We start from the raw sequence: 23,435 nt of genomic DNA, 5'->3' as shown, positions 1-23,435 counted from the left end.
ACACGTTATCATCTTCACGGCAAAATACGACAATTTGTTTCACTATGCTGGCTCATCGCTATCAAAAATTATCACTCGAGGTATCCATGAAAGTGTATCTATCCATCAGTTTAGTACTCATATCGTTAATCCTGCTGATCCCAGGAGTGACAGAGCCCATGCTAACGATGACGGGCACTATTGAAAAATCACAGTTAGTCGATACGGGCAAAGATATGTTAACCCAAGATCTAACAGAAGATTCTCGTGCTAATACCCGCGGGATCTTAGATGTCGCTGCGAGTCTGTTTGGGTTGGATACGCTTCAAGGTGAGGTAGAGGTCTTTCGTAATAGCCGCAGTATCATCGATATCATTACGGCACTATATCAATCACATAACTTTGTCGTTGCCATATTAGTCGGGTTATTCAGTATTGTGATCCCTACCATTAAGTTAATCACCATGCTAATTTTACTGCTGCCAGTGGCACCTTCAATAAAACAACGGCTTCGAACAATGATAAGTGTTATCGGCAAGTGGTCTATGGCCGATGTATTTGTCGTAGCCATTATTGTGGCTTACATGGCAGGTAATGCGTCAGCCGGCATGGGTGACACGCTCAAGACTCAGTCCCAGTTTGAAATCGGTTTCTATTATTTTTTAGGTTACTGTATTTTTTCAATCGCCAGCCAGATGATGATCGATATGACACAAACGCAAAAGTCACAGATCATCACTAATTAGTATTAACGACAGAGGCTGCTAGGCTTGTGAGCTGACGACGTTGAGATACGACGTCAAGTTACAATGTTATTAAGTACGACGTTAACGTAAAAAGTGCTTAAATCAGCTCATTACTTTACTGGTGGTGAAGGATTTTTGTTAAAAAATGAGATTGTTATTATCTGGATGAGTCATGGATATCACGATAACAAGTGATTATTGTTATGGGAATATAAGCCGCGATATTTCGCGACTTATATTTTACGATGGTTATAATGAGTCCATGCATTAGTAACCTTAAGATTGACTATGACTGACTCTACAACCACTGAGTATAGTGGCTCCGAGCATTTTCTTCCTGAAAATACTCTGTTGCTTAATGCCATGACAGAGGGCGTATATGGTTTTGATTTAGCGGGTAATGCAGTATTTATTAATCCCGCAGCAGAGCAAATGACGGGCTGGAAAAGTGCCGAATTAATTGGCAGAAATATTCACGACTGCCATCATCATAGTCATGCCGATGGTAGTCATTATCCTCAACATGACTGCCCCATTTATCGTACCTTACATGATGCCATCCCTCGGCAAGTGAACGAAGATGTATTTTGGCGTAAAGATGGCAGCAGCTTTCCGGTGTATTACAGCTCAACCCCAGTATATGATCAGCAACAACTCGTCGGTGTTATTGCGATATTTCGTGATGTGAGTATGCAAAAACATACCGAGCAATCGTTAAGACAAGCCTTGGCACAAGTGCAGGCCTTGTCAGAACGGTTAGCATCAGAAAATCAATACTTACTCACTGAGCTACAAGGCCAGCAAGGCGCGTCAGGAATATCGGGTAACAGCCAACCTATCAATCAGCTCATGCAACAGATCCACTTGGTCGCTAATACCGACAGTACGGTCTTAATCTGTGGTGAAAACGGCACTGGCAAAGAGCTAGTTGCGCGTAACTTACACCGATTAAGCCATCGCAAAGACCAACCTATGGTAAGTGTAAACTGCGCCGCATTTTCGACGGCATTGCTAGAAAGTGAGTTGTTTGGTCATGAAAAAGGCGCATTTACTGGCGCCACAGCGCGTCGCAAAGGCCGATTTGAATTAGCCCATAATGGCACCTTGTTTTTAGATGAAATTGCCGAGCTGAGTTTATCGGCACAATCTAAATTGTTGCGGGTGATCCAAGAGCAAAGCTTCGAGCGCGTTGGCAGTAGTGAAACCATTAAGGTCAATATTCGCTTAGTTGCTGCTACTCATCACGATTTAGCCGCGCGAGTAGAGCAAGGCTTGTTTCGCATGGACTTATATTACCGCTTGAACGTATTTCCAATTACCGTGCCTCCTTTACGAGAACGCCGCGAAGATATTCCACCATTGGTCAGTGATTTAGTCGAATCAATGAGTAAAAAACTCGGTAAAAAAATCACTAAAGTGAGCGCCAAAGGGCTGAAGAATTTACAACAATATGCTTGGCCTGGTAACGTGCGAGAGTTGCAAAACCTGATTGAGCGAGAAATGATTTTGTCGCAAAGCGGCCATTTACTGTTTAATACTTTACCTTTAGTGGTTGCCACTCCATTAGCTACCAGCACGTTAACCATGGCACAAGCCGAAGCTGCGCATATTATTGCGGTTTTAAATGCTAGCCATTGGCGTATTTCTGGTCCGTATGGCGCTGCTGCAATGCTAGATATGCCGGCGAGTACCTTACGATCTCGGATGAAAAAGTTAGCCATTACGCGCTAATTTTTATCATTGGTTTTACTGGGTCACGATATATCACGTAAAAAGTGATATGTCGTGACATTATTTTATAATTTTTTATTTTAATTGTTTAAAATCAAGTGATTATATCAATGTTTAAGTTGGCTTAATCTTTGCTATAACAGGGCAATATTGTGTTATAGGAATACATTTATGCCCAAATCATCATCTCAAACTCCGGCAGCGACAGTGCCAGTTGATAACGCTGCCGTTTCACAGCGGATCCCAGTGGTGCAAATTGCTACGCCGTCGACAAAAATTCAGGTTCGAGAACAGAAGGGCGTATTTCAACGGCTGCGTCAGCACAGCAATACTTTACTGATTGCGATTTTTTTCCTGATCCCATTTATCAACTACCAAGGCCGACAAGCCATTCTGTTTGATGTCACCGAACAGCAATTCTTTTTCTTCAATATCACCCTATGGCCACAAGATTTTACCGTATTAGCGTGGTTTTTTATGGCCGCTGCTTTTGCATTATTTTTTGTCACGGTTTACTGGGGCCGAGTGTGGTGTGGCTTTTTGTGCCCGCAAACCGCGTGGACCTTTATTTACATGTGGGTTGAAGCCAAAATAGAGGGCAATCACCATCATCGTGAGGCGTTAGATAAAGCCCCATGGTCATTAAGTAAAGTGCGTAAACGAGTGACGAAGCATGGGGTGTGGATAGTGTTCGCCTTGCTAACTGGCTGCGGGTTTATCGGATACTTTATGCCTGCACGCGAGTTGTATGTTGATATTTTTAGCATGAGTAGTGGTTTTTGGACTGGCACCTGGGTGTGGTTTTTTGCCATATGCACTTATGTAAATGCCGGCTGGATGCGTGAAATGATGTGTTTACATTGTTGTCCTTACTCGCGTTTTCAAGCGGTGATGTTTGACGCCAATACTAAAACGGTGAGCTATGATGCGCAGCGAGGCGAGTCTCGTGGACCCCGTAAACGTTCACAAAAAACTGAGCTAGGTGACTGTGTAGACTGTAATTTGTGTGTTGATGTCTGCCCAACTGGGATTGATATTCGTAACGGCTTACAATACGAATGTATTAACTGCGGTGCCTGTGTTGATGCCTGTAATCAGACCATGGAAAAGTTTGGCTATGCACCCAATTTAATAAGCTTTACCAGCGAAAATGCCTTAAAAGGACAACCCAAAGCCAGCCTGTTATCGCTAAAATCTCTGGGTTACGCCAGTGCATTATTGATCATGGTTGCACTGATTATTGGCGATTTAAGCAATTTAAAGGATATTGAGCTCAATGTGATCCGTGACCGTCAAACCTTGTATCGTCAAGTGGGTGTCGATAAGGTTGAAAATAGCTATCAACTTAAAATTCGCAATAAAACTCAACAAATGGCTTTCTATCAAATTAGTATCAGCAGCAAGGATCCACAAGGGCAAGCATTGCAAATAATCACCGACAGCTTGATTGTGATAAAACCGGCAGAACAACTAAATTATCCGTTGACCGTCAGTGGCCGCTTAAGTAACCGAGCGAGTGATAGCACCCAACAAACGCTGCAATTTAAGGTGACCCAAATTCAAAGCTTGGAAAATCCAACGCCAACGGAACCTGCTAACCAGATCTCGCAAGCATCACGATTCTTTTGGCCATAATCTCAGTATGACGGCATAAAGGCGTGCCGACATTATGGGATGCTACGCAGCAAAATGGTTACCCAACAAAAAGGCTTGTCGCATTATTAATGGGACAAGCCTTTTTTGCTAAATGGTCGCAGTGTTATCGCAATAAGCCATTAACGCTGATGTAGTGCGTAGTCGCTACCATCTTTAGCAGTAAATACCTTACAGCTACCTTCAGTAGGCTGACAGCCTGTGTGGATTAAGCTAATCCATTGCTTGTATGGCGTTGGCAAATTCTTAATTGGAATGGCAACCTGAATATCTTCGATATTGGCTTGGTCTGTGGTGCCCATTTTTCCTTGGCGGTCGAAACAAATCTCAACATGGGTATCGTTATTTTTTAATACCACAGAGGTGGGGTCACTTTTGTGGCCCGTCAAGGCAACAAATTGACATGGATTTTGTAAACCACACTGTGAACCATCTTTTAAAAACGCCAATAAGTGATTGTAATAAACAACATAGCTGCTGACGTCTTGGTGTGAGCCATTGGCTAATGGACAATGTGTATCCAAAAAGTCTTTTGCGTTTGTGCTGCGATCCTGTTGATTGGTCGTTGCCACAAATTGCTCACCAATGAAGCGGTTAAGGTTTTGGGTGGCTGTATTGCTTGCTTGAGTAGACATATTCATCGCCTTATTCCTCTTCGTATTGTTGTAGGTCAGAAAACCTTTCTAATTATTGTTTATCATTAAGCTCTGTTAGCAGCTTGATTTTTAGTCTATGCTATTTTTACAAACAATTTCACAATAAAAATTTTACAGTGTGAATTATACAAAATGAGAAATGATAAAAGCTTAATGCGAAAGACCCATTTTTTGGGCACCAAGATAAGAAACTTGCGTAAGCGCAACAACTTAACCATGGAAGACTTGTCTGCTCGTTGTGTGCGTGTTGACTCAAGTAATTCGCCATCAGTGTCATATTTGTCAATGATCGAGCGCGGGAAGCGGGTACCAAGCGCGGATATGCTGGCGGTAATAGCGGTTGTTTTCCAGAAAGATGTGGGCTGGTTTCTTGATGACGTACCAGAAGATGAAGCGATTACCCCCGAAAAGGGTAGTAAAGGCGGAGTCAGTGGTATGCCACTTGAGCCAAGCTTTTTGTTTTCTAATGACATCTTACAAATTGCTATCCCTGAAATGTTGTCGCAAACCGGCACCAGTGGCCGTCAATTTGCCCATTTGCTTATTCGCGCCCACCAAGAACATCATCAAAATCATTTCCCTGATTTAGAGCGCGCCGCCGAAGAAGTCGGCTTAAAGCGTATGCCGCTGGCCACCGAAGATATTATTGATATTGCTAAAGGCATGGGCTTAAAAATTAAATGGATTGACCGTGTTCCTAAAGAAGTCATCAACGAAATGGGCATAAGTTCTAAGCAGTTGGTGACGTCATTTTTTGAACCGCCCGGTACCATTTATATCAGTAATATTCTGAAAAATAGACCCAGTAGGTTGAAGTATGATTTGGCGGTGCACATAGGTCATTGTGTGTTACACAATAAAGATGGCTTAAAGAGTGTGATGATGTCGGGTCGCCGTGATGACTTTGATGATGCGCTTATACCACAATCTAATACTCTGAATGCACAAGATATTTTGCATGCGTGGCGCGATTTTGAATCAAGCTTTTTTGCCGGCGCCTTATTGTGTCCTAAAGTGCCATATCGGCAGTTACTCGACCGTCATGGCTATGAGATTAGCGTACATAAACAATTGCAGGTATCCGCTTCTGTCGCCATGCGTCGTATGACGGTGGTGTCACCTTATCCACATTGGCATTATTTTGATGCCTATGCGCCGGGTAAGTTAAAAGCGGTTTACCGCGGTAATGGTATCCCTCTGCCTTGGGGTAACATGCGCTTGGTTGAAGACCCTTGCCAGCATTGGGCTGTGTTTAGAATGATCAACGAACCGGTAGAAGGCACCTCTGCGCAAATATCGATTTTAAATGTCGGCAATGAACCGCGGATTTATTGCTGTGAATCGATTAAGGTCGACGACTCTGCGGGTAATCCGCATGTTCTATGTGCTGGAATAGATTTAAACCCAGCCATTGAGGCGCAAGGAAAAGATGCGCAGTCGATTGCTTACGATCTTAAACAAGCTTGTGCCGCGGGCGGTGGTTCAATCATTATCCCCAAACACATCCAAAAAGATCTCAACAGTGTGGCTAAAATCCTCAATATTAACTGGATTGAGCGCGGGATAAAAAAAGATGCGCAGTTAATTTGCTCGCGTGGCGCAGTATGTCCTCGTCAGCCAAGTTGTTATGCCGCTGGGCGTAATTTATGCGAGGGAAATCAGGGGTAAATAGTCTTTTTAAAGCCGCATCAGCACAAGTTGATGCGGCGAAAAAGGCGTTATTTATTTAATCTCAACTCGGTTTTGGGGATGGGATAAATTGACCCAAAGCAGAATACTTGTCCTATTTGATAAACGTTTATTATGTTGGAATGAGGTTATTTATATCTTAATGGCCTAAATGAGCAAACAGCACCGTAACGCAAAGTCCGCGGTGATTGATTGGATCCGCTGGCGACGATGGCTAATCTTAAACAGTAGCATACCGTGTAAGGCCATTTTGACTTACGTGATAGGCTGTGGTGATGGCTTTTAATAAAGCGGAAACCGTTTGATAAACCGTCATGTTTTGACTCAATATGTTGATAGCGCCTCTCTGAAGCCAATAGAATAAGCACTCGACATAGTCCTAAAGTGTTACTTAGGTTAAGGTTATCCTCAGTCGATAATGTTATAGGTTAATGTGTTAAAAATCTGATAGTAAGATGATTTCACAGTTTGGATTGCAGTCCAAAATCTATGTGCCGTTACAAATGTTACTAAAAGCCCTACCTACAATTGATTAGTTCACATCCGCAGTTTTTTTCACCAAACATTAACAATAGTTCCCGTTTTGGAATCAATTCCAAGGATATGATAAACCGTCAATTACAAAAAGGGGTGATAACCTATGAGCAATATAGATCTATTAGGGCGCCGTAAGTTTATTGCAGGTCTAGGTATTGCTGCTGGTGCAGCGATGGTAGCACCAGCAATGGCAGTGTCTGAGAAAGCTGATGGTGTAAAATGGGACAAAGAAGTTGAGATTGTCATTATTGGTTCTGGATTTGCGGGCTTAGCTGCCGCAATCGAAGCCACTAGAAAAGGTGCAAAAGACATTCATATGTTTGAGAAGATGTCATATTTTGGCGGAAACTCAGCTATTAATGGTGGGCTTTTTGCCGCGCCTGGAACACCGATGCAAAAGACAGAAGGTGTTAAAGATTCGGTGGATAGAATGGTCAATGACCAACTAGCCTCGGGTCGTGGTGTTGCTGATGAGGGTTTATTACGTCATGTTGCATCTCATGCGGTTGAAGCGTTGCAAATGACGTTAGACGCAGGTTCTGAATTCCACCCGTACTTACAACAATTAGGCGGTCATTCGGTTGCACGTACTTACCAAACTACGGTGAGTTGTGGAGCAGGTATCACCCAGCCATTGTTTAAAGAATGTAAACGCATTGGGGTTAATACCCACAACCGTTCAAAATTTGAAGGGTTCCTCGTCGGTGCTAAAGGCGAAGTTGTTGGTGTTAAGATGCGTACCAATTACCACTTTGGTGAAGACCAACCAGGTAAAGTTCTCAATATTCGCGCCAAACGTGGTGTGATTATGGCCACTGGTGGCTTTGCGCAAAACGTAGATTTACGTATGGCGCAAGATCCAACCTTAACGGCAGACGTTGGTTGTACTAATGCACCAGGTGCAACAGGCGAGGGCATGTATGAAATGTTCCGTTTGGGTGCTATCCCTACGCATTTGGCTTATATCCAATCAGGCCCTTGGGCTTCACCTGATGAAGGTGGCTTTGGTTATGTGTCTAACTATTCTATCTTCAACTTGCCTCATTCAATGGCGGTTAGCCGTACAACCGGTAAGCGTTTCATGAATGAAATTGCGGATCGTAAAACACGTGCCGATGCTGAATTAGAAAATCGTGATGAAAAAGGCAATCCTGTACCACCGCTTTTGATCACCAGTTTTAAAGATTCTAAAGCACATCCAAATACCGAAAAAGTTATTAAATACAATGTCGGTTGGAAGTTTGATTCAGTTGAAGAGTTAGCAACACACTTTGGTGTGCCTTTAGCTGGCTTAAAAGCACAAATTGCTGAATACAACGGCTATGTTAAAACTGGCGAAGATAAGCAGTTTGGTAAAAACATGACTAAGGCGGCTGGCAAATATATTGAAGCACCCTTTACTGTCGTGCGTTTATGGCCAAAAGTACATTACTGTCAAGGTGGTGTAAAAGTAAATACTAAAGCCGAAGTGGCAGATAGCTTTACTGGTAAGTCTATTCCGGGTCTTTATGCCGCGGGTGAAGTTTGCGGTGGTATTCATGGCGTTAGCCGTTTAGGTAGTTGTTCTATCCCAGAATGTATGGTGATGGGCATGACGGCCGCTAGAAGTCTTATGAAAGTTTAACTAGACCCGTGAACAAGAGGAATCATTAATGAAAAACTTTAATATTATACTTGGGCTGGTACTACTTGGGCTAACCAGTTTATCAGTACAGTCAGCAGAGATCCGTGACTACCACAAAGACGTAATCGGTAATGACTGTAAAACTTGTCATGACAATGGCATAAAGCAGTTCCCATCTGATGAATCCTGTTTGCAGTGTCATGATGTTGATGACTTAGCAAAGCAGACGGCTAGAAGTGAAGAAGACAAGTGGCAAAACCCACATAACAATCTTCACTATGGTAAAGAAGTACCTTGCCAAGAGTGCCATGGTGAACATACACCTAAAGAACCATTATGCAGCAACTGTCATACTTTCAAGTTTGACAAGCATAAAGGATAAACTAATTTAAATTCATATTAGTTTAATAAGCCACATATTAAGTAATTAATATGTGGCTTTTATATTTTTAATGATTAATAGAATTACCCTTCTTATTTATTAGTTTATTAGTCCCGAATTCAACTCCGAAGTGCGACACTCGGCAAATTAAGCCGCTAATTGTTTAAAAACAACCGCTGACGGCTTAAACTTCAAACATTTCTTGGGCCGATGGTTAATCCTGTTCTGCGCAAACAAGATGATGTCATCGCTTACTGTCCTCAAGTCGATCCCTTTTTTTACATATTTCTTAACCGGCCATTGGCGTTCTCATTGGCGCCACGCTCCCAAGAGCTGTATGGGTGAGCGAAATAAAACTCTGCGGCTAACGCTTTGGCAATGGCTTGGTGATGAGCAAACTCGCGACCATTATCGGCTGTTATTGTGCGCACATGCTGCTTGTACGGCACGAATAATTCAATCGTGGCTTTAGTCACATCCTCAGCAGATTTTGAGGCCACTTTCTTTATCAAGTAAAAACGGATTTTCCGCTCCAGTATCGTCACTATTGAACCTGTGCCATGCTTGCCTAATACGGTATCGATTTCCCAATCACCGAAACGGTCGCGGGTATCGACAGATTCGATAGACATGCCATTTTTAATCGCTGGAGCCTTCTCTTTTTTGCCTCTGCGATAGCGTTTATACCCTTGACGTAGATGACGGTATAGCTTGCCACCTTGATGCTAATTCCTTGCCACAAACCGATAAATCCATTCATGACTGACGGCTTGGTCCATTCCAGACCACACTTGTGAAATCTGCTCTGGACCCCAGTCATGTTTTAATAGGAAACGGACAGTGCTTACCCTTGTCTCGGGTATCGTATATTTGGCTGAATGATGTCGCATATCACAGGCATTGGCTTGAGCATGGTCAGGACAATAACCCAACTGGCCATTACAACGCTTTAGTTCTCGATAGGCAGTAGCGCGATGACAATTGATGGTTTTTGCAATCAAGGCAATTGAAATGCCTCGGTCTAAAAGGACTGATATCTTCTACCCTCAGTCAACTGCTGATAACTCATAGTGATACTTTTTTTCTTTGGCGAGATAAAGCCTACCACTTTCAGCAGTTGGCTTCTTCGAACCTAGTCTATGAGTGTCGCAGTTATTATCTGAATTCGGACTCTTCTTATTTATTAACTTATTAACTAATTGGCTTATTAGATTTCTAGTTATTAGCTTATTAGATATTAGATTTTTAGATATTAGTTTCTTAGTTATTAGATTTTTAGTTATTAGTTTTTATAAATTAATGTACTGCTTCTATATTGTTATCTATTATCTATTATCTGTTTGTAATAATGTTTTTTATTACAAACCTCTTGAGTGCAAGTGTTTGGAATTAATTCCAAGTGTAATATCTTCCCGCGCTTAATAATAATGAAAGAGGGATGTTATGAAATATAATACGTTGTTAGTGATGATGCTGTTGTCTAGTTCTGCTATGGCAAGTGAGTTACCTAGTTTTTTAGACCAAAACGATATCAATAATGCTGAGTTTACCTGTTTAGGTGAAGAGTCACAGTATAATGAAGATGATCAAAAGTATGTCGATATATTATGGAATGAAACACTGCAATATTTAGAGTCTTATGCGGTAGCATTAACCAATAGTGAAAATGGTCCATGCTTAAACTCCGATGAAGCGATGTATGATTCTACCGAAGGCGGTAAGAACATGTGCATCATGGATCGAAGAGACATGAAGTTAATGGTTAAAAATATTTATCAAGTTATCAATAATCCAAATAAAGCGAAAAAGTGTTTTGGCGCCCGCGAAGATGTCAATTGGATATACAGTCCTGGTGGCGAATTAGAGCAAAACTCTCCGGTTGCGAAATGGCTTAAACGCGAATCATTTAACAGCTTTTTTGATAACAAAGTGACCAACAAAGATGTCCGTAAAATGGGTAAAGAGTTTACCAAAAACTTTGCCAAAATGGTGATGGGCGACGAAGTCAAAATGCCTTCAGCTTTTCCTACCGATATCAGTGCCAATGCATTGCCTAACTTATGGGCTGCCGCCGGTTGGTTCCCTATGTATGCACAAGAAAGCAAACGCAATGATAAAAATTTCAATAATATCCGTGGTGGCTATGCCTATGCCGAAATCTTTGGTCATTGGGGATTGTTACGCATAGATGAGATCAATAAACAAAAAGTGGGTGCCGAAGTTGGTATGACAGTTCAGTCGGTCGATACCCTATATCCATACCATAACCATGCAATATCTGAAATTTATTACAACATGCGAGTTCCTGCTTGTGCGAATGAATTTACGACCTTTGCAGTGCGTGAAGACTCTAAGCTTGTCACCACAGTGCGTGAAGACAGTAACGTTAGAACCGTACAATTTGATGCGGGTCAATTTAATGCCCAAAGTCAGTGGTTATCCAGTAGTGCAGAACACGATCCTCTTATGTACTTTCATCAAAATACTATCCATGCCTTTGAAGTTGATGGCAGCTGTGAAGCTAAACCAGAAGAGCGTGCCATTGTGTCTGTTTGGGCAAGAAGTAATGCTAATGACAAACGTAATGACTATGGCACAACACTGCTTTGTGAGTCAGCTAAAAATCCAGGCACACCAGCTCATAGTGATGAAGTTATTCAGTGTGACTTAACCAAATTAAAATGGTAATCACCATCTTAAAAAATATAAAAATTGGGAAATAACATAAAATGAAATTATTTAAGTTGTCTTTATTATCTTCATTAGTGTCACTGTGCATGGTGTCTTTTTATTCTACTGCACAAGATGTTGACGATGGAATTAATGTAACAGGTACATTAAGAGCTAATTATTCATATAAAGAATATAGCGAAACGTCTAAAGATAAAGCCGGTGATTTGACCTTTGAAATGGCATCAGTTAAATTTAACGGTAAATTAGATGATTGGGGTTTATCATCTGAATATCGATTTTATGATGGTTGGGAAGCATTACGGTATGGTTATGTTTTTTATGATTACTCACCAGAAGTGCAAGTTCAAGTTGGTATAAATCAAGTGCCATTTGGTAACCCTGGGTTTATTTCAAATAGTTTCTGGTTCGGCGTACCGTATTATTTAGGCTTTGAAGATGATTATGATACAGGTATTAAAACAGTTTATTCAAATGACGGTTGGGGGACTGAGTTTGCGTTTTATAAAAATGCTGAATACGGTGCCAGTCGCAACGAACGTTATTCAACCGATTTATATTCAGGGCAGGTAAGTGGCACTGAATATTATAACGAAGAAACCAATCAATTAAACTTACGTCAAACCTACGCGATGGAGTATGAAGGCGGTAAAACCGTGGTCGGTGCTTCGGTCGAGGTTGGACAAATTTATAATAGTAATACTGGCAATAATGGTGACAGATATGCCGTCGCCTTGCATCTTGACAGTAGTTACAATGGTTGGGCGCTGCAGTTGCAGGCGATGCAGTATGAGTATGATGCTGCAGATGCGTTAGACAGTAACAAGATTGCCGTATCAGCTTATGATTGGCAGTACGAAATTGCTTCTAAAGCGCAAGCGTATAGCATAAACATAGCTAAAACGATCGCCACCAGCTGGGGCAGTGTTAAGCTTTATAATGACTTTGGTGTAGTGACTCCAGATGTTGACAATGATGACTATGATAACAGTTACCAAAATGTCACTGGTGTTGCGCTGGCTTCAGGCCCAATTTATACCATGGTCGATTTTATTATGGGTAAAAACATGTATGCCTCAACCCAAGATAATGGTCATATTGGCTTACCTGAAATCGGTGACAGCTGGGATCACCGCATCAATATCAACTTTGGTTACTATTTTTAATCGCTAGATAACCCCAACTCGACTTAAGAGATGGGGTTAACGACAACGATTTGTGGCGAGATGATGGGGGCTAGTCGAGTTGATAGCCTTTGTGTTCAACATTGGCTTTTATTAAATTAATGAGTTGCAGCGTCGCATCTGTTTGGGTCTCTGGATTGAGGTAAAGCGACTCGTTAAACACCGGCAATGGTGGTAAGCCATGCACAACAGGATCTAAAATCTGCATTTGATCGTTAATTCTAAATTCGGCTACTGGCGCAATCACTATGTCATTCTCAACTGCCATGCATAATGCTTGTGGTGATGGCGTCGACAATAACACCTTAATAGGACGCATAGACAATTGATGATTAGCAAATACCTGTGCTCGAATTGGGCAGTTTTCTGGGTATAAGCCAACTGGAATTGTTTTGCTTTTATGGGCGTTACCGTTAGCTGCAGCAGCCCAATGAAAGCGACGTGTAAATAGCAGTTCGCCGTTTATGGGCAGTTGCCAGTGAGTGGCAACGATCACGTCAAACTCACCTTGATGAAGTCGTTTATATAAATTGCCACTCACATCGGTATCGATAACTAATTCTATATTGGTAAACTCGCGAATAAACTCTAATAAGCAACTGCTTAAATAACACTTTATAAAATCTGTGGGTACACCAAGACGGATCACTTCGCGATTTTGACAATCTTTTAACTCATCAAGTGCTTGTGAGTTAAGTAGCATCATTTTATAGGCGTAGTTAAGTAGGGTTTCACCTGACTCAGTCAAGGTGACACCTTTGTTGTCCCTTATCAGCAAAGATTGGCCGACACTCTCTTCAAGTTTCTTAACTTGTAAGCTCAGTGTTGATTGGGTTCGGCAAATTTTATCTGCTGCTTTTGACAAGTTGCCACATTCAGCAATAGCGATAAAACTTTCAAGCAATTCTATTTTTAACATGGGCTATTGGATAAGTTCATAGTGGTATCAGTATTACTCAATCTGGGGTATCGATAAAGCTTGCTATACTGTAAGTGTGAGATGATGACGGTTTATTTAACCCAAGTATGGTGGAGTCTAAAATGAGTAGCTGGGAAGAACGCGGCAACTATCTGATCGAAGTGTCACAACGCTGTTTAAAAGGCCGTAAAACCTTTGATTTGTGTCGCTCGCATTTAGTCCAAGCTAGCCAGATCTCCAAAGGCACCATTTATAATCATTTTACCTCTGAGGCCGATTTGATTGTGGCCGTAGCCAGTGCAGATTATCGTCATTGGGTAAACCAAGCCGAACAAGACACGCTGCAATATAGTGACCCCTATTTACGGTTTATTTTTCATCATTGCCAACGTTTGTACCGCATTTTATCAGAGCAATCATTCGTAATTGCCAGAGTTATCCCTAATGAGTCAATATTAATACAAGCCAGCGACTATTACCGCGAGCGTTTCGATAGAGTGCTTAATCAGTATGCACAATGGAATACACAAACCCTGACAGAAATTGGTGAAGTGGGCGGATTCAATCGTGGCGAGTTGCTTTGTGACTATTTACGCGGCGCGATGATCAACAGTGACGATGCACAAAAACATCCCAATGATGCTGAAATGTATTATCAATATAGCTATGCCATGACTCAACTTATGGGCCATTCACATAAGCGCATGCCGTCAATTAAGGTGTTCTTGCAATGGCTCGCGGATAAGCAGGCATAAAAAAACCGTGAAGGCTTATCAAGCTACTCACAGTTTTTATATTCAGTATTCAGTGCTTACCTCATTAAGTTTTAAACGCCAGAACCTCGAATTTCTAGATTTTTAAACATGTGGTAGTGACTTTTCTAGTCCATCATTTCAGTGTAACAAACTCTTCAGCACCCGTTGGATGTATCGCAACCACGGCATCAAAATCTGCTTTGGTGGCGCCCATTTTCATTGCTACGCCAAAACCTTGGAGTATTTCATCCATACCAAAGCCGATACCGTGAATACCCACAACCACTTCATTATCACCGGCACAGACTAGCTTCATTTTACAGGCTTGGCGATGCGCGGTTACTGCAGAGTACATAGAGGTGAACGTTGAGGCGTACACCTTAATCTTGTCTTGGCCATATTTTTCGGCAGCTTCTGGTTCCGTTAAGCCCATAGTACCGATTGGAGGATGACTAAATACCACGGTTGGAATTAAACTGTAATCCATTTTAGCGTCTGGCATGTTACCAAATAAACGCTCTGACAATAAACGACCCGCTTTAATCGCAACGGGAGTTAATTCAACGCCGCCCGCCATAATGTCGCCAACACAATAAATACCTTTGGCGGTGGTATTTTGTTGCTCATCAGTAATCACGTAGCCTTTTGCATCTAACTGTACATCGGTATTTTCTAAGCCGATATGGCCTGTTGACGGTGAACGGCCAATAGCCCAAATGAGGCAATCAACCGTTAAGCTTTGACCATTTTCTAACGCTAAGGTCAGGCTATCATCGGTATTTTTGGTGACCGATTTGGGTACGCTGTGAGTGTGCAGCGTTGGGCCATCAGTTGCCATTGCTTCAACTAATGCGTCAGTTAATATCGGATCGAAATTACGCAATGGGGCATGCTTACGCACTAATAAATGCGTTTCGCTGCCTAGCGCATGCAATACACCAGCAACTTCAACGGCAATATAACCTGCGCCAATAACGGCAACGCGTTTAGGTTGCTCGCGTAAGGCGAAGAAACCGTCGGAGTCTATACCGTATTCGGCGCCCGGAATATCAGGAATGGTGGGTGCTCCGCCAGTGGCAACCACAATATGGTCGGCGGTGTAGTGCTCGCCATCGACTTCAATGGTGTTGTTATTGATAAAGCGGCCATAGCCATTTAAGAAGGTCACTTTATTGCTCGCAAATCCACGGCCATAAGCGTCATGAATACGGCTAATGTACGCTTCACGATTATCAACTAAAGTGCTCCAGTCGAATTTATTGATAGTGACATCAAAGCCATAGTCTTTGGCGTATAGGTTCAGCGCTTCTGCGACATGAGCGCCATACCACATGACTTTTTTGGGAACACAACCCACATTCACGCAGGTGCCGCCAACTTGTTTTGCTTCAATAATGAGTACTTTTGCGCCACGCATTCCGGCACGGTTTGCTGAGGCGATGCCGCCACTGCCTGCGCCAAGCGCGATATAGTCAAAATGTTGAGCCATGATGATCTCCACTACGGTTAATGCATCCATTGTAGGGGGGATTGTGTTTGCAATCTAGTCGTTAAACCAATGCATTGTTAGCGTTTATATTGGCATTCACCACGGTCAACGTTATTAGGGCCGCTGGTTGCACACTTAAGGCAGGTCCATTCGCTTTCCCTAATATCAATTTCATCTTGATAATGACTAAATTGACTGTTTTGGGTTTGACGTTGTTTTTTCTGTAGGTGTTTTATGCGGTTATTGAGCCAGCGACAACTTGGATCATTAGCGATTGTTGTACTGTTTACCCCAGAACTGGCCGTTATTGATGAGCGCGTGTTGGTTTGTGTATTAGTTGGTTTTTTCTGACTCGGTTTAAGGTAAATATCGTCGGCTCGATATTCTAATGCTGAGCGTTGTTCTGTGGGGATAATAATCACATTACCTTGATGATCGGTCGCGTATTGCGACGGGAGCGAGTTGGCATTGTCATTGGTTAATGGGGGGCGTTTATCGGGCTCTTTGATAATCAGTTTGGTGAGCTCGCTGGCAAGTAATGGCCTAGATAATAGCATCATCAGAACAGCGAATAAGCTACATAGGATATAAGTAAGTCGAGTTAACATAAGCTTCCTTGCTTGAGTAAAAGAGATTTCCAGTTGCCTCCTTAGTCTAGTCTTGGAATGCTAAAATGCCAGTTCATATATTCTAAAAACGTAGGTTGAAATGTACCCCTGCATAGGTTTGATTTAAGCTGCCTTGAATCTCGTCGACCTGGGCTTGTTGCTTAATGTCTTCTTGGGCAATGCTGTGGCTAATGTGTGCCGACAGTGCCATTGAATCATTGAGTTGATGTTCGGCTTCTAGGCCAAATTGGAAATGGTTAGCCCCCTTGTGTTGCTCGCTGCTGTATTGAAAATCAAATCCTTGCACTATGTACGGTGTCAAAGTGAGGTATTGATTAATTTCCCATGGGCTATGTATGCTCAGTTCAACAAAATAACCGCCGGCTTCGGTTGCATAGGTATAGTTGATGGCTGGCACCAACCAGGTTAGGCCATTAATGGTTAACGCACCGAAAAACTCATTATCAGAACAAGGCTCATCGCCATAAAATGCTAAGTGCTGGTAGCCGACTGTTGCATCAATATCATTGGCTAGATGCAAGGTATATTCTAGCCCTAGGTTCCATTCCACATAATCGACTTGGTCTGCTCGGCCTACTATAGCATAAACGGCAAGGTCATTTTGTTCAACATTGACAACTGCCCATGCAATACCGCCTTGGTCCAAATTGTTACGACCTTCAGTGATGTAGTGATTGTCCCAAGCAACATCAAGCCCGACAGTCGGTTGATATTGAACTATTGCGAATGCTGACGTGGATGTCAGTAAGCACATCATGGCAGCCATTGGCAGTAAAACGACGCGCCCAATATGGTTGCGGTTTAACAGGCAAAAAGTAAAGGTCATGTTTATTGCGTTCATGTTAATTAATGGCAAGGTTTGTCGATAAAGCGAATGGTAGCCCATTCAAGTAAAAATGAAATGATAATCAGTCTCGTTTGGGATCTAACTGTCAATATTTGTTTTGTAAGCGCAGTGTCTCGTTAATTTGGGAGCCGAATCACTTTACGGCTAACGCAAATTAGCTAGGAGAGTGGCGCTGTGTGTTTCGATGCCTATATACCCAAGCCACTTCAACATGCGCGTTGCAGCGATCCCGAAGGACAAGGCGAGAAGCAACATGTTTGTGGGTTATAAAACAGAAAATAGTATAACGACCTTGAACTCTGTTACTTCTCGACATGTTGGATCCTGCATGTCGAGGTGGCCTAGGGATAAGCAAATTCAAGCAGGTTTTGGATGGTTTGTGGTCACTGATTGGGAGAAGTTTGTGGTGAAAAATATGATTAGGCTTGATTTAATCAGCATCAAACTTGAAAAATGAATAAATTAGCCCAATATAATTGGGATACTTACGAGCTAAATACTCACGCGAAATATCTCGAGGAATCTTTATGAGCAATCCATTGCTAAGTAGCGCAGAATTACCAGAATTTTCAAAAATCAAACCTGAACACATTCAGCCTGCGGTTGAGCAAGGCATTGCCAAATGTCGTGAGACCATTGAAGTACTATTAGCAAAAAATAGCCAATACACTTGGGATAATCTGATTGAGCCTCTTGAAGAAGTCGATGATGAATTAAGTAAAGTTTGGTCGCCGGTGTCACACATGAACTCGGTGATCAGTAGTGATGAATTACGCGATGCTCACGATGCTTGTTTACCGCTTTTGTCTGATTATGGCACTTATGTGGGTCAGCATCAGGGCTTGTACGAGGCGTATAAATCGATCCATGAGTCGGCAGATTTTGCCCAGTTAACTCAAGCGCAAAAAATGCTGATCGAACAAAGCTTACTTGACTTTGAATTATCTGGTATTGGCTTAGATGACAGCCAAAAAGCACGCTATGGCGAAATTGTTAAACGCTTATCGGAACTCACAAGCAACTTTTCTAACCAGCTGCTAGACGCAACAGAAGCGTGGACTAAGCTTATCACCGACGAAGCAGACTTAGCGGGTTTACCTGAGTCAGCCATCGCCGCCGCCAAAGCAATGGCCGACGCCAAAGAGCTGAAGGGCTGGTTATTTACCCTCGATTTTCCGTCTTACTTGCCTGTAATGACCTACAGCGAAAACCGTGAGTTACGCGAAGAGTGTTATCGTGCATTTGTCACTCGCGCGTCTGATCAAGGCCCAAATGCCGGTGAGTTTGATAACACCAATAACATGAATGAAATTGTGGCACTGCGTCACGAGTTAGCTAATTTACTCGGTTTTGCCAGCTACGCAGATAAATCGTTAGCCACCAAAATGGCAGAAAACCCAGCGCAAGTATTAGGCTTTTTAAACGAGTTAGGTGAGCGTTCTAAAGACCAAGCGGCAACTGAATTAGCCGAACTGCGAGCCTTTGCTAAAGAGCATTACCAGGTGACCGAAATGGCGTCATGGGACTTAAGCTTTTACGCTGAAAAACTGCAGCAGTACAAATATGAAGTGTCGCAAGAAATATTGCGTCCGTACTTTCCTGAAGACAAAGTCTTGTCAGGCTTATTTTACACGGTAAACCGCTTATTTGGCTTAACCATCAGTGAACAAAAAGGCGTAGATACTTGGCATAAAGATGTGCGTTTCTTTGATATTTTTGACGATCAAAAAACACATCGTGGTAGCTTTTATTTAGATTTATATGCTCGCAGCGGTAAGCGTGGCGGTGCATGGATGGACGATTGTCGTGGTCGCCGTGTGACCAGCACTGGTCTGCAAAAGCCAGTGGCGTATTTAACCTGTAACTTTAACGGCCCTGTTGATGGCAAACCAGCACTCTTTACCCATGACGAAGTCACCACCTTGTTCCATGAGTTTGGCCATGGCATTCACCACATGCTAACCAAAGTCGATGTGGGCGGCGTGTCGGGTATTAATGGTGTGCCTTGGGATGCAGTAGAGCTACCAAGTCAATTTATGGAAAACTGGTGCTGGCAAGAAGAAGCGTTAGCGGAAATATCTGGCCACTATGAAACAGGCGAGCCATTACCTAAAGTGCTACTTGATAAAATGTTAGCCGCCAAAAACTTCCATTCAGGCATGATGATGGTGCGTCAGCTTGAGCTTTCATTGTTCGATTTTAGAATGCACCATGAATTTGACCCAGCTAAAGGCGTCGACATTCAAGGTATTTTAGATGAAGTGCGTAGCCAAATAGCGGTGTTAACACCGCCAAGCTTTAACCGTTTTCAACACGGTTTCGCGCATATTTTTGCCGGTGGTTATGCCGCAGGTTATTACAGCTATAAATGGGCAGAAGTGTTATCGGCCGATGCGTTCTCGCGTTTTGAAGTCGAAGGTATTTTCAACTCAGAAACGGGTAAGAGCTTCTTAAACAATATTCTTGAAATGGGCGGCAGCGAAGAGCCTATGGAGTTGTTTAAACGCTTTATGGGCCGTGAACCCAATACCGATGCGTTATTGCGCCACAGCGGTATTGCGGTGTAAACCTGCGAATAAACATCGTTAAAACGTTAAAAGCATAAACCTCGGTTTATGCTTTTTTTTATTTATTTTTAAGACTTATATACTCAAATAATGTAGAGCGATATTCGTTACCTGTTAAGCCTTATTTGTCATTTGTTATGCCTGTCGCTCTTGAAGGACTTCTTTAAATGCAAACATACCATTTAACGCCGCCGGGAAGCCTGCATAAACTGACATTTGTAACAGTACTTCTTTTACTTCATCTTCGCTGCATCCAACATTCAAAGCCGCATTCAAATGAACCTTGAGTTGAGGTCTACAATTACCCAAGGCGGTTAGCGCGGCAACGGTGGCTATTTCTCGTGATTTTACATCTAATGCTTGTCGGCTATAGATATCGCCAAATGGATATTCAATAGTAAAGCGGGCTAAGTCAGGACAAATATCTTGCAGGCTTTCGATTACATTGTGACCCGCTTCGCCGTCAATTTTTGACAACTGCTCCAAGCCTAAAGTGAATCTTGAGTTTGGCATTGATGTACTCCTATCGATAAGTAGAAGTCACACTTTACAAGTTAGAGTTAACTCTAAGTCAACTGACTTTATTGGCTTTATACAAACTAATTTTGTTTTCTAGCGCCAGTAAATGATTTTTCTGTCGTTCAATGTGAGCTTGCAACTGGTCTTTGTGACGCTCAAGTAGTTGTTGGCGGTCTAACACTGTACTTGAACCTAACTCTCGTAATCGGGCGTATTGTTGGATTTCGGCTAAAGGCATACCGGTATCTTTGAGGCGTTTGACAAAATTAACCCATTCCAAGTCTTTGCTTGTATAGGCTCGATGGCCACTGCTATTGCGCTGAATATTGTTGAGTAAACCGACTTTCTCATAATAACGCAGTGTATAAGCTGATAATCCGACTAACGTCGAGAACGCTTTCATGTTCATAATTGCCCCTTGCGTCACTAATTATCTATCTGTTAAAAAGCTTTTATTATAGCGATTTGCTGACTTTACTCTTATGTGCTGCTGATGTGAAACAAGGCTATCTGATAGAGACTTTTGAATATTATCAACGAAATTATGTCACTCATTTTTAATCAACCATATAGGCACTTTCGTCATTTAATACGATAGCCTTTAATGGTGATTCAAACAAATGATTTGGCTGTGCCCAATAGATATTAATAGTCAAAAAGTATCGTTTATCGATAATTTATTGCTGGTAAAGGGTTTGTGTGTTAACTTTGCTTTAACATTAACCAGCTTAGAATAATCATGGATAGAATTGTCTCGTTAAGTAAATGGATTAAATGGCTGATTGTATTTTTAGCTTTATTACAAGTCACTAGTTATAGCGGCACTATGGTGTTCGGAAAATTCCAAGCGGGCGAGTATGTGTTAACGATTGACTGGTGGGGTTGGTTTAGTAGTTATCTAGCGGTCGACTTTGGTAAACCTTGGCAAGCACTCGCTCAAAGCCTTTATGATGCGGGATTTCATCCGGGGATCATTCTGGGCAGTGTTGAAATTCTACCTTACCTGTTTATTTACTATTTTCTCTACCAACTTTTTGGGCTGTATCAGCAAGGTCATGTGTTTACCCCAAGTAACTTCCGCTGCTTGAGCCGTATTGCCTTGGTATTTTTAGTCTGGATTTTACTCAGCCTTTTTTACCCGATGATCATCGCATTTACATTGCACTTTAGCGGTACATCAAGTGCGGTACCTGTTTATTTTAGCCTTGGCAGCCAAGAGTTAAAGTATGCACTTTTCGGAATGATTTTTTACTGTGTGGCATGGGTAATGAAGCATGCAACTGAGCTTCAAGAAGAGGTGGAGTTGACAATTTAATGGCCATAATTATTGAGCTGGATGTGATGTTGGCAAGGCGAAAAATGAAGTCCACTGAATTGGCCGAATTGATAGGTATAACCCCTCAAAATTTGTCAGTGCTTAGAAGTGGCCGCGCAAAAGCCATTCGATTTTCGACTCTAGACGCTATTTGTCGGCATTTACAATGCTCGCCAGGTGACATTTTAGTCCACAAGGACGATGAATAAATTAAGGAAGATGACATGCAAGGTTTGCTAAAAAAAATCACTACAGGTGCAATGATAGGCACCACAATACTAATGACTTCTGCCTGTACTATGCGCCTAAGTGAAAGCACCTTTATTGCCAGCGATGAAGTCCCCGCAGCCTTTACCGCTGAGTTTACTCAACAATTACAGCAGGCGATGCCTAATCATTTGATTACCCAACTCAGCTTAGAGGCAAGTGATCACGTTAAGTTAAATGGTTTTTATATCGATAACCCCAATAGCCTTACAACCTTGGTCTTTTATCAAGGCAACGGCATGAAAATCGAACCACATGGCCTGTCGGTACTTAGCACATTATCAACGCTCAATACCGACATTTTAGTGATGGATCGCCGTGGATTAGGGGCAAGTGAAGGCCAACCAAGCATTAACAATATTATTGCAGATGCACAGCAACAACTGGATTATTTACATCAGCAATATCAGCCTGAAAAAGTGATATTGCACGGTTACTCACTAGGCAGTTTTATTGCCGCTGATTTAGCAAAAAATAATAAAATAGATGCGCTGGTTTTACACGGTTCAGCAACTAATGCCGACGACTGGGTTGATGAAAAAACACCTTGGTATATGGCACCGTTTATGACTTTGGAAATGTCAGATGATTTTCGTAAAGCAGATAATAAGCAAGTGGTAGCGCAATATTATCAAGGGCCATTATTGGTGATTGCGGCAGAAGATGATGAAGAAGTCCCGCCTGAACTGTCTGAAAAACTGTTTGTAGCTAGTCAGTCAGCCAATAAGCAGTTAATTATGGTGCCCAACGTTGGCCATCAAGGCATGTTAGACGATGCCAATACCATGAGTCAGTATCAGACGTTTATTACTGCATTGTGATTTAGTTTGTATCCAAGTTAATTTCACATGGATGTTAAAAGTGCAGCTACTGACCCCAAGGTGGTTGCCACAACTCGACTTTGTTCCCTTCTGGATCGATTACCCACGCGAATTTGCCGTATTCAGATTCATCTATTTTATCGAGGACATTACAGCCTTCTGCTTTGAGGGCTGCGACGACAGCGTGAAGGTCTTCAACGCGGTAGTTGATCATAAATGGGGCTTGGCTTGGGGCAAATTGGTAGCTTTTCTCTGAACTCACGGCCCAGATAGTGGTTCCACCTACGGGCTTGTCATTTGAGTCGGTCCAAGAAAAAGCAGTGCCGCCCCATTCTTGAACGTCAATGCCGAGATGACGCTTGTACCAAGCCTGCAATGCAGGTGCATCTTTTGCTTTAAAAAATATGCCGCCGATACCTGTGACTCGTTTCATGT

General features: G+C 42.3%; 21 protein-coding genes and 1 pseudogene. 13 read left to right on the top strand and 9 right to left on the bottom strand.

Annotation, left to right across the window (positions count from 1 at the left end; all coding sequences use genetic code 11):
- Window positions 1–86: 86 nt before the first annotated feature.
- The 3 genes from AAEZ02_RS00490 to ccoG all read left to right on the top strand — a co-directional run bounded on the left by AAEZ02_RS00490 (window position 87) and on the right by ccoG (window position 4,091).
- Window positions 87–725, top strand: a complete 639-nt coding sequence (locus AAEZ02_RS00490) for a paraquat-inducible protein A (protein ID WP_164839417.1) — start codon at window positions 87–89, stop codon at window positions 723–725.
- A gap of 288 nt (window positions 726–1,013) precedes the next feature.
- Window positions 1,014–2,456 carry a sigma-54 interaction domain-containing protein gene (locus AAEZ02_RS00485; protein ID WP_124012833.1) on the top strand — a complete coding sequence of 481 codons (1,443 nt, stop codon included), beginning with the start codon at window positions 1,014–1,016 and terminating at the stop codon, window positions 2,454–2,456.
- Between the two features lie 171 nt (window positions 2,457–2,627).
- Window positions 2,628–4,091 (top strand): cytochrome c oxidase accessory protein CcoG, encoded by a 1,464-nt coding sequence (gene ccoG / locus AAEZ02_RS00480; RefSeq protein WP_351075442.1) that lies wholly within the window; start codon window positions 2,628–2,630, stop codon window positions 4,089–4,091.
- Window positions 4,092–4,231: 140 nt separating this feature from the next.
- Here the strand turns inward: ccoG and AAEZ02_RS00475 are convergent, their stop codons facing one another.
- Complete coding sequence (locus AAEZ02_RS00475) at window positions 4,232–4,744, bottom strand: aldolase/citrate lyase/malate synthase family protein (RefSeq protein WP_157822232.1); 513 nt, start codon at window positions 4,742–4,744, stop codon at window positions 4,232–4,234.
- A 153-nt stretch (window positions 4,745–4,897) separates the two neighbouring features.
- On the opposite strand from AAEZ02_RS00475, the gene AAEZ02_RS00470 reads away from it, so the two are divergent.
- From AAEZ02_RS00470 to ardB, 3 genes are all read left to right on the top strand, one after another.
- Window positions 4,898–6,433 (top strand): DUF3612 domain-containing protein, encoded by a 1,536-nt coding sequence (locus AAEZ02_RS00470; protein WP_101033320.1) that lies wholly within the window; start codon window positions 4,898–4,900, stop codon window positions 6,431–6,433.
- 661 nt (window positions 6,434–7,094) lie between these two features.
- Entirely contained in the window at window positions 7,095–8,615 is a 1,521-nt protein-coding gene (ardA, locus tag AAEZ02_RS00465) for an acrylate reductase flavoprotein subunit ArdA (protein WP_124012831.1), read from the top strand.
- Window positions 8,616–8,643: 28 nt separating this feature from the next.
- Entirely contained in the window at window positions 8,644–8,997 is a 354-nt protein-coding gene (gene ardB, locus AAEZ02_RS00460; RefSeq protein ID WP_124012830.1) for an acrylate reductase cytochrome subunit ArdB, read from the top strand.
- 147 nt (window positions 8,998–9,144) lie between these two features.
- Here the strand turns inward: ardB and AAEZ02_RS00455 are convergent.
- Window positions 9,145–10,066, bottom strand: a pseudogene (locus tag AAEZ02_RS00455) (IS30 family transposase).
- Between the two features lie 374 nt (window positions 10,067–10,440).
- Between AAEZ02_RS00455 and dddY the strand changes: the two are divergent.
- Both dddY and AAEZ02_RS00445 read left to right on the top strand, forming a co-directional pair.
- Window positions 10,441–11,685 carry a dimethylsulfoniopropionate lyase DddY gene (dddY, locus tag AAEZ02_RS00450; RefSeq protein WP_124012829.1) on the top strand — a complete coding sequence of 415 codons (1,245 nt, stop codon included), beginning with the start codon at window positions 10,441–10,443 and terminating at the stop codon, window positions 11,683–11,685.
- Between the two features lie 41 nt (window positions 11,686–11,726).
- Window positions 11,727–12,854, top strand: a complete 1,128-nt coding sequence (locus AAEZ02_RS00445) for a hypothetical protein (RefSeq protein ID WP_124012828.1) — start codon at window positions 11,727–11,729, stop codon at window positions 12,852–12,854.
- 70 nt (window positions 12,855–12,924) lie between these two features.
- Here AAEZ02_RS00445 and AAEZ02_RS00440 read toward each other — a convergent pair whose 3' ends face one another.
- A complete protein-coding gene (locus AAEZ02_RS00440) occupies window positions 12,925–13,791 on the bottom strand; it encodes a LysR family transcriptional regulator (protein ID WP_124012827.1) in 867 nt (288 codons plus the stop codon).
- 122 nt (window positions 13,792–13,913) lie between these two features.
- Between AAEZ02_RS00440 and AAEZ02_RS00435 the strand changes: the two genes are divergently transcribed.
- Window positions 13,914–14,546, top strand: a complete 633-nt coding sequence (locus AAEZ02_RS00435) for a TetR/AcrR family transcriptional regulator (protein WP_124012826.1) — start codon at window positions 13,914–13,916, stop codon at window positions 14,544–14,546.
- A 133-nt stretch (window positions 14,547–14,679) separates the two neighbouring features.
- On the opposite strand, the gene gorA is transcribed toward AAEZ02_RS00435, so the two are convergent.
- The 3 genes from gorA to AAEZ02_RS00420 all read right to left on the bottom strand — a co-directional run bounded on the left by gorA (window position 14,680) and on the right by AAEZ02_RS00420 (window position 17,490).
- Window positions 14,680–16,035: a glutathione-disulfide reductase gene (gene gorA / locus AAEZ02_RS00430; protein WP_101033313.1), complete on the bottom strand. Its 1,356-nt coding sequence runs from the start codon at window positions 16,033–16,035 to the stop codon at window positions 14,680–14,682.
- Between the two features lie 77 nt (window positions 16,036–16,112).
- Window positions 16,113–16,643: a hypothetical protein gene (locus AAEZ02_RS00425; RefSeq protein ID WP_124012825.1), complete on the bottom strand. Its 531-nt coding sequence runs from the start codon at window positions 16,641–16,643 to the stop codon at window positions 16,113–16,115.
- Window positions 16,644–16,725: 82 nt separating this feature from the next.
- A complete protein-coding gene (locus AAEZ02_RS00420) occupies window positions 16,726–17,490 on the bottom strand; it encodes a hypothetical protein (protein ID WP_233768593.1) in 765 nt (254 codons plus the stop codon).
- Window positions 17,491–18,038: 548 nt separating this feature from the next.
- On the opposite strand from AAEZ02_RS00420, the gene prlC reads away from it, so the two are divergent.
- The gene (prlC, locus tag AAEZ02_RS00415) at window positions 18,039–20,078 is read left to right on the top strand and encodes an oligopeptidase A (protein ID WP_351121570.1); all 2,040 of its coding nucleotides are present in this window, start codon (window positions 18,039–18,041) and stop codon (window positions 20,076–20,078) included.
- Between the two features lie 135 nt (window positions 20,079–20,213).
- On the opposite strand, the gene AAEZ02_RS00410 is transcribed toward prlC, so the two are convergent.
- Window positions 20,214–20,591, bottom strand: coding sequence for a carboxymuconolactone decarboxylase family protein (locus tag AAEZ02_RS00410; protein ID WP_101033310.1), 378 nt, complete (start codon window positions 20,589–20,591; stop codon window positions 20,214–20,216).
- 58 nt (window positions 20,592–20,649) lie between these two features.
- Window positions 20,650–21,006 carry a MerR family transcriptional regulator gene (locus tag AAEZ02_RS00405; protein ID WP_351088266.1) on the bottom strand — a complete coding sequence of 119 codons (357 nt, stop codon included), beginning with the start codon at window positions 21,004–21,006 and terminating at the stop codon, window positions 20,650–20,652.
- Between the two features lie 330 nt (window positions 21,007–21,336).
- On the opposite strand from AAEZ02_RS00405, the gene AAEZ02_RS00400 reads away from it, so the two are divergent.
- Genes AAEZ02_RS00400 through AAEZ02_RS00390 form a run of 3 tightly spaced genes read left to right on the top strand, consistent with a single transcriptional unit; the run spans window position 21,337 to window position 23,000 of the window.
- A complete protein-coding gene (locus AAEZ02_RS00400) occupies window positions 21,337–21,912 on the top strand; it encodes a DUF2975 domain-containing protein (RefSeq protein ID WP_351121567.1) in 576 nt (191 codons plus the stop codon).
- Window positions 21,912–22,121 (top strand): helix-turn-helix domain-containing protein, encoded by a 210-nt coding sequence (locus tag AAEZ02_RS00395; protein ID WP_101033307.1) that lies wholly within the window; start codon window positions 21,912–21,914, stop codon window positions 22,119–22,121. Before AAEZ02_RS00400 ends, AAEZ02_RS00395 begins: the two co-directional genes overlap by 1 nt.
- A gap of 15 nt (window positions 22,122–22,136) precedes the next feature.
- Window positions 22,137–23,000 carry an alpha/beta hydrolase gene (locus AAEZ02_RS00390; RefSeq protein ID WP_351121565.1) on the top strand — a complete coding sequence of 288 codons (864 nt, stop codon included), beginning with the start codon at window positions 22,137–22,139 and terminating at the stop codon, window positions 22,998–23,000.
- Window positions 23,001–23,046: 46 nt separating this feature from the next.
- Here AAEZ02_RS00390 and AAEZ02_RS00385 read toward each other — a convergent pair whose 3' ends face one another.
- Complete coding sequence (locus AAEZ02_RS00385; RefSeq protein ID WP_124012823.1) at window positions 23,047–23,433, bottom strand: VOC family protein; 387 nt, start codon at window positions 23,431–23,433, stop codon at window positions 23,047–23,049.
- Window positions 23,434–23,435: the final 2 nt, after the last annotated feature.

It is taken from the genome of Shewanella sp. T24-MNA-CIBAN-0130, from assembly GCF_040310185.1.
GTDB classification, from domain to species: Bacteria; Pseudomonadota; Gammaproteobacteria; order Enterobacterales; family Shewanellaceae; genus Shewanella; species Shewanella psychromarinicola.
Note: the sequence above shows the minus strand (reverse complement) of the source record. Positions and strands in the feature narration are given on the sequence as shown.

Bases quoted from the DNA above. Each gene is read 5' to 3' on its own strand.
- AAEZ02_RS00420 (WP_233768593.1), bottom strand. From the start codon at position 17,490: ATGACCTTTACTTTTTGCCTGTTAAACCGCAACCATATTGGGCGCGTC.
- AAEZ02_RS00475 (WP_157822232.1), bottom strand. From the start codon at position 4,744: ATGTCTACTCAAGCAAGCAATACAGCCACCCAAAACCTTAACCGCTTC.
- AAEZ02_RS00390 (WP_351121565.1), top strand. From the start codon at position 22,137: ATGCAAGGTTTGCTAAAAAAAATCACTACAGGTGCAATGATAGGCACC.
- AAEZ02_RS00470 (WP_101033320.1), top strand. From the start codon at position 4,898: ATGAGAAATGATAAAAGCTTAATGCGAAAGACCCATTTTTTGGGCACC.
- AAEZ02_RS00395 (WP_101033307.1), top strand. From the start codon at position 21,912: ATGGCCATAATTATTGAGCTGGATGTGATGTTGGCAAGGCGAAAAATG.
- prlC (WP_351121570.1), top strand. From the start codon at position 18,039: ATGAGCAATCCATTGCTAAGTAGCGCAGAATTACCAGAATTTTCAAAA.
- ardA (WP_124012831.1), top strand. From the start codon at position 7,095: ATGAGCAATATAGATCTATTAGGGCGCCGTAAGTTTATTGCAGGTCTA.
- AAEZ02_RS00435 (WP_124012826.1), top strand. From the start codon at position 13,914: ATGAGTAGCTGGGAAGAACGCGGCAACTATCTGATCGAAGTGTCACAA.
- AAEZ02_RS00425 (WP_124012825.1), bottom strand. From the start codon at position 16,643: ATGTTAACTCGACTTACTTATATCCTATGTAGCTTATTCGCTGTTCTG.
- ccoG (WP_351075442.1), top strand. From the start codon at position 2,628: ATGCCCAAATCATCATCTCAAACTCCGGCAGCGACAGTGCCAGTTGAT.
- AAEZ02_RS00410 (WP_101033310.1), bottom strand. From the start codon at position 20,591: ATGCCAAACTCAAGATTCACTTTAGGCTTGGAGCAGTTGTCAAAAATT.
- AAEZ02_RS00400 (WP_351121567.1), top strand. From the start codon at position 21,337: ATGGATAGAATTGTCTCGTTAAGTAAATGGATTAAATGGCTGATTGTA.
- AAEZ02_RS00490 (WP_164839417.1), top strand. From the start codon at position 87: ATGAAAGTGTATCTATCCATCAGTTTAGTACTCATATCGTTAATCCTG.
- AAEZ02_RS00385 (WP_124012823.1), bottom strand. From the start codon at position 23,433: ATGAAACGAGTCACAGGTATCGGCGGCATATTTTTTAAAGCAAAAGAT.
- ardB (WP_124012830.1), top strand. From the start codon at position 8,644: ATGAAAAACTTTAATATTATACTTGGGCTGGTACTACTTGGGCTAACC.
- AAEZ02_RS00445 (WP_124012828.1), top strand. From the start codon at position 11,727: ATGAAATTATTTAAGTTGTCTTTATTATCTTCATTAGTGTCACTGTGC.
- AAEZ02_RS00485 (WP_124012833.1), top strand. From the start codon at position 1,014: ATGACTGACTCTACAACCACTGAGTATAGTGGCTCCGAGCATTTTCTT.
- dddY (WP_124012829.1), top strand. From the start codon at position 10,441: ATGAAATATAATACGTTGTTAGTGATGATGCTGTTGTCTAGTTCTGCT.
- gorA (WP_101033313.1), bottom strand. From the start codon at position 16,035: ATGGCTCAACATTTTGACTATATCGCGCTTGGCGCAGGCAGTGGCGGC.
- AAEZ02_RS00405 (WP_351088266.1), bottom strand. From the start codon at position 21,006: ATGAACATGAAAGCGTTCTCGACGTTAGTCGGATTATCAGCTTATACA.
- AAEZ02_RS00440 (WP_124012827.1), bottom strand. From the start codon at position 13,791: ATGTTAAAAATAGAATTGCTTGAAAGTTTTATCGCTATTGCTGAATGT.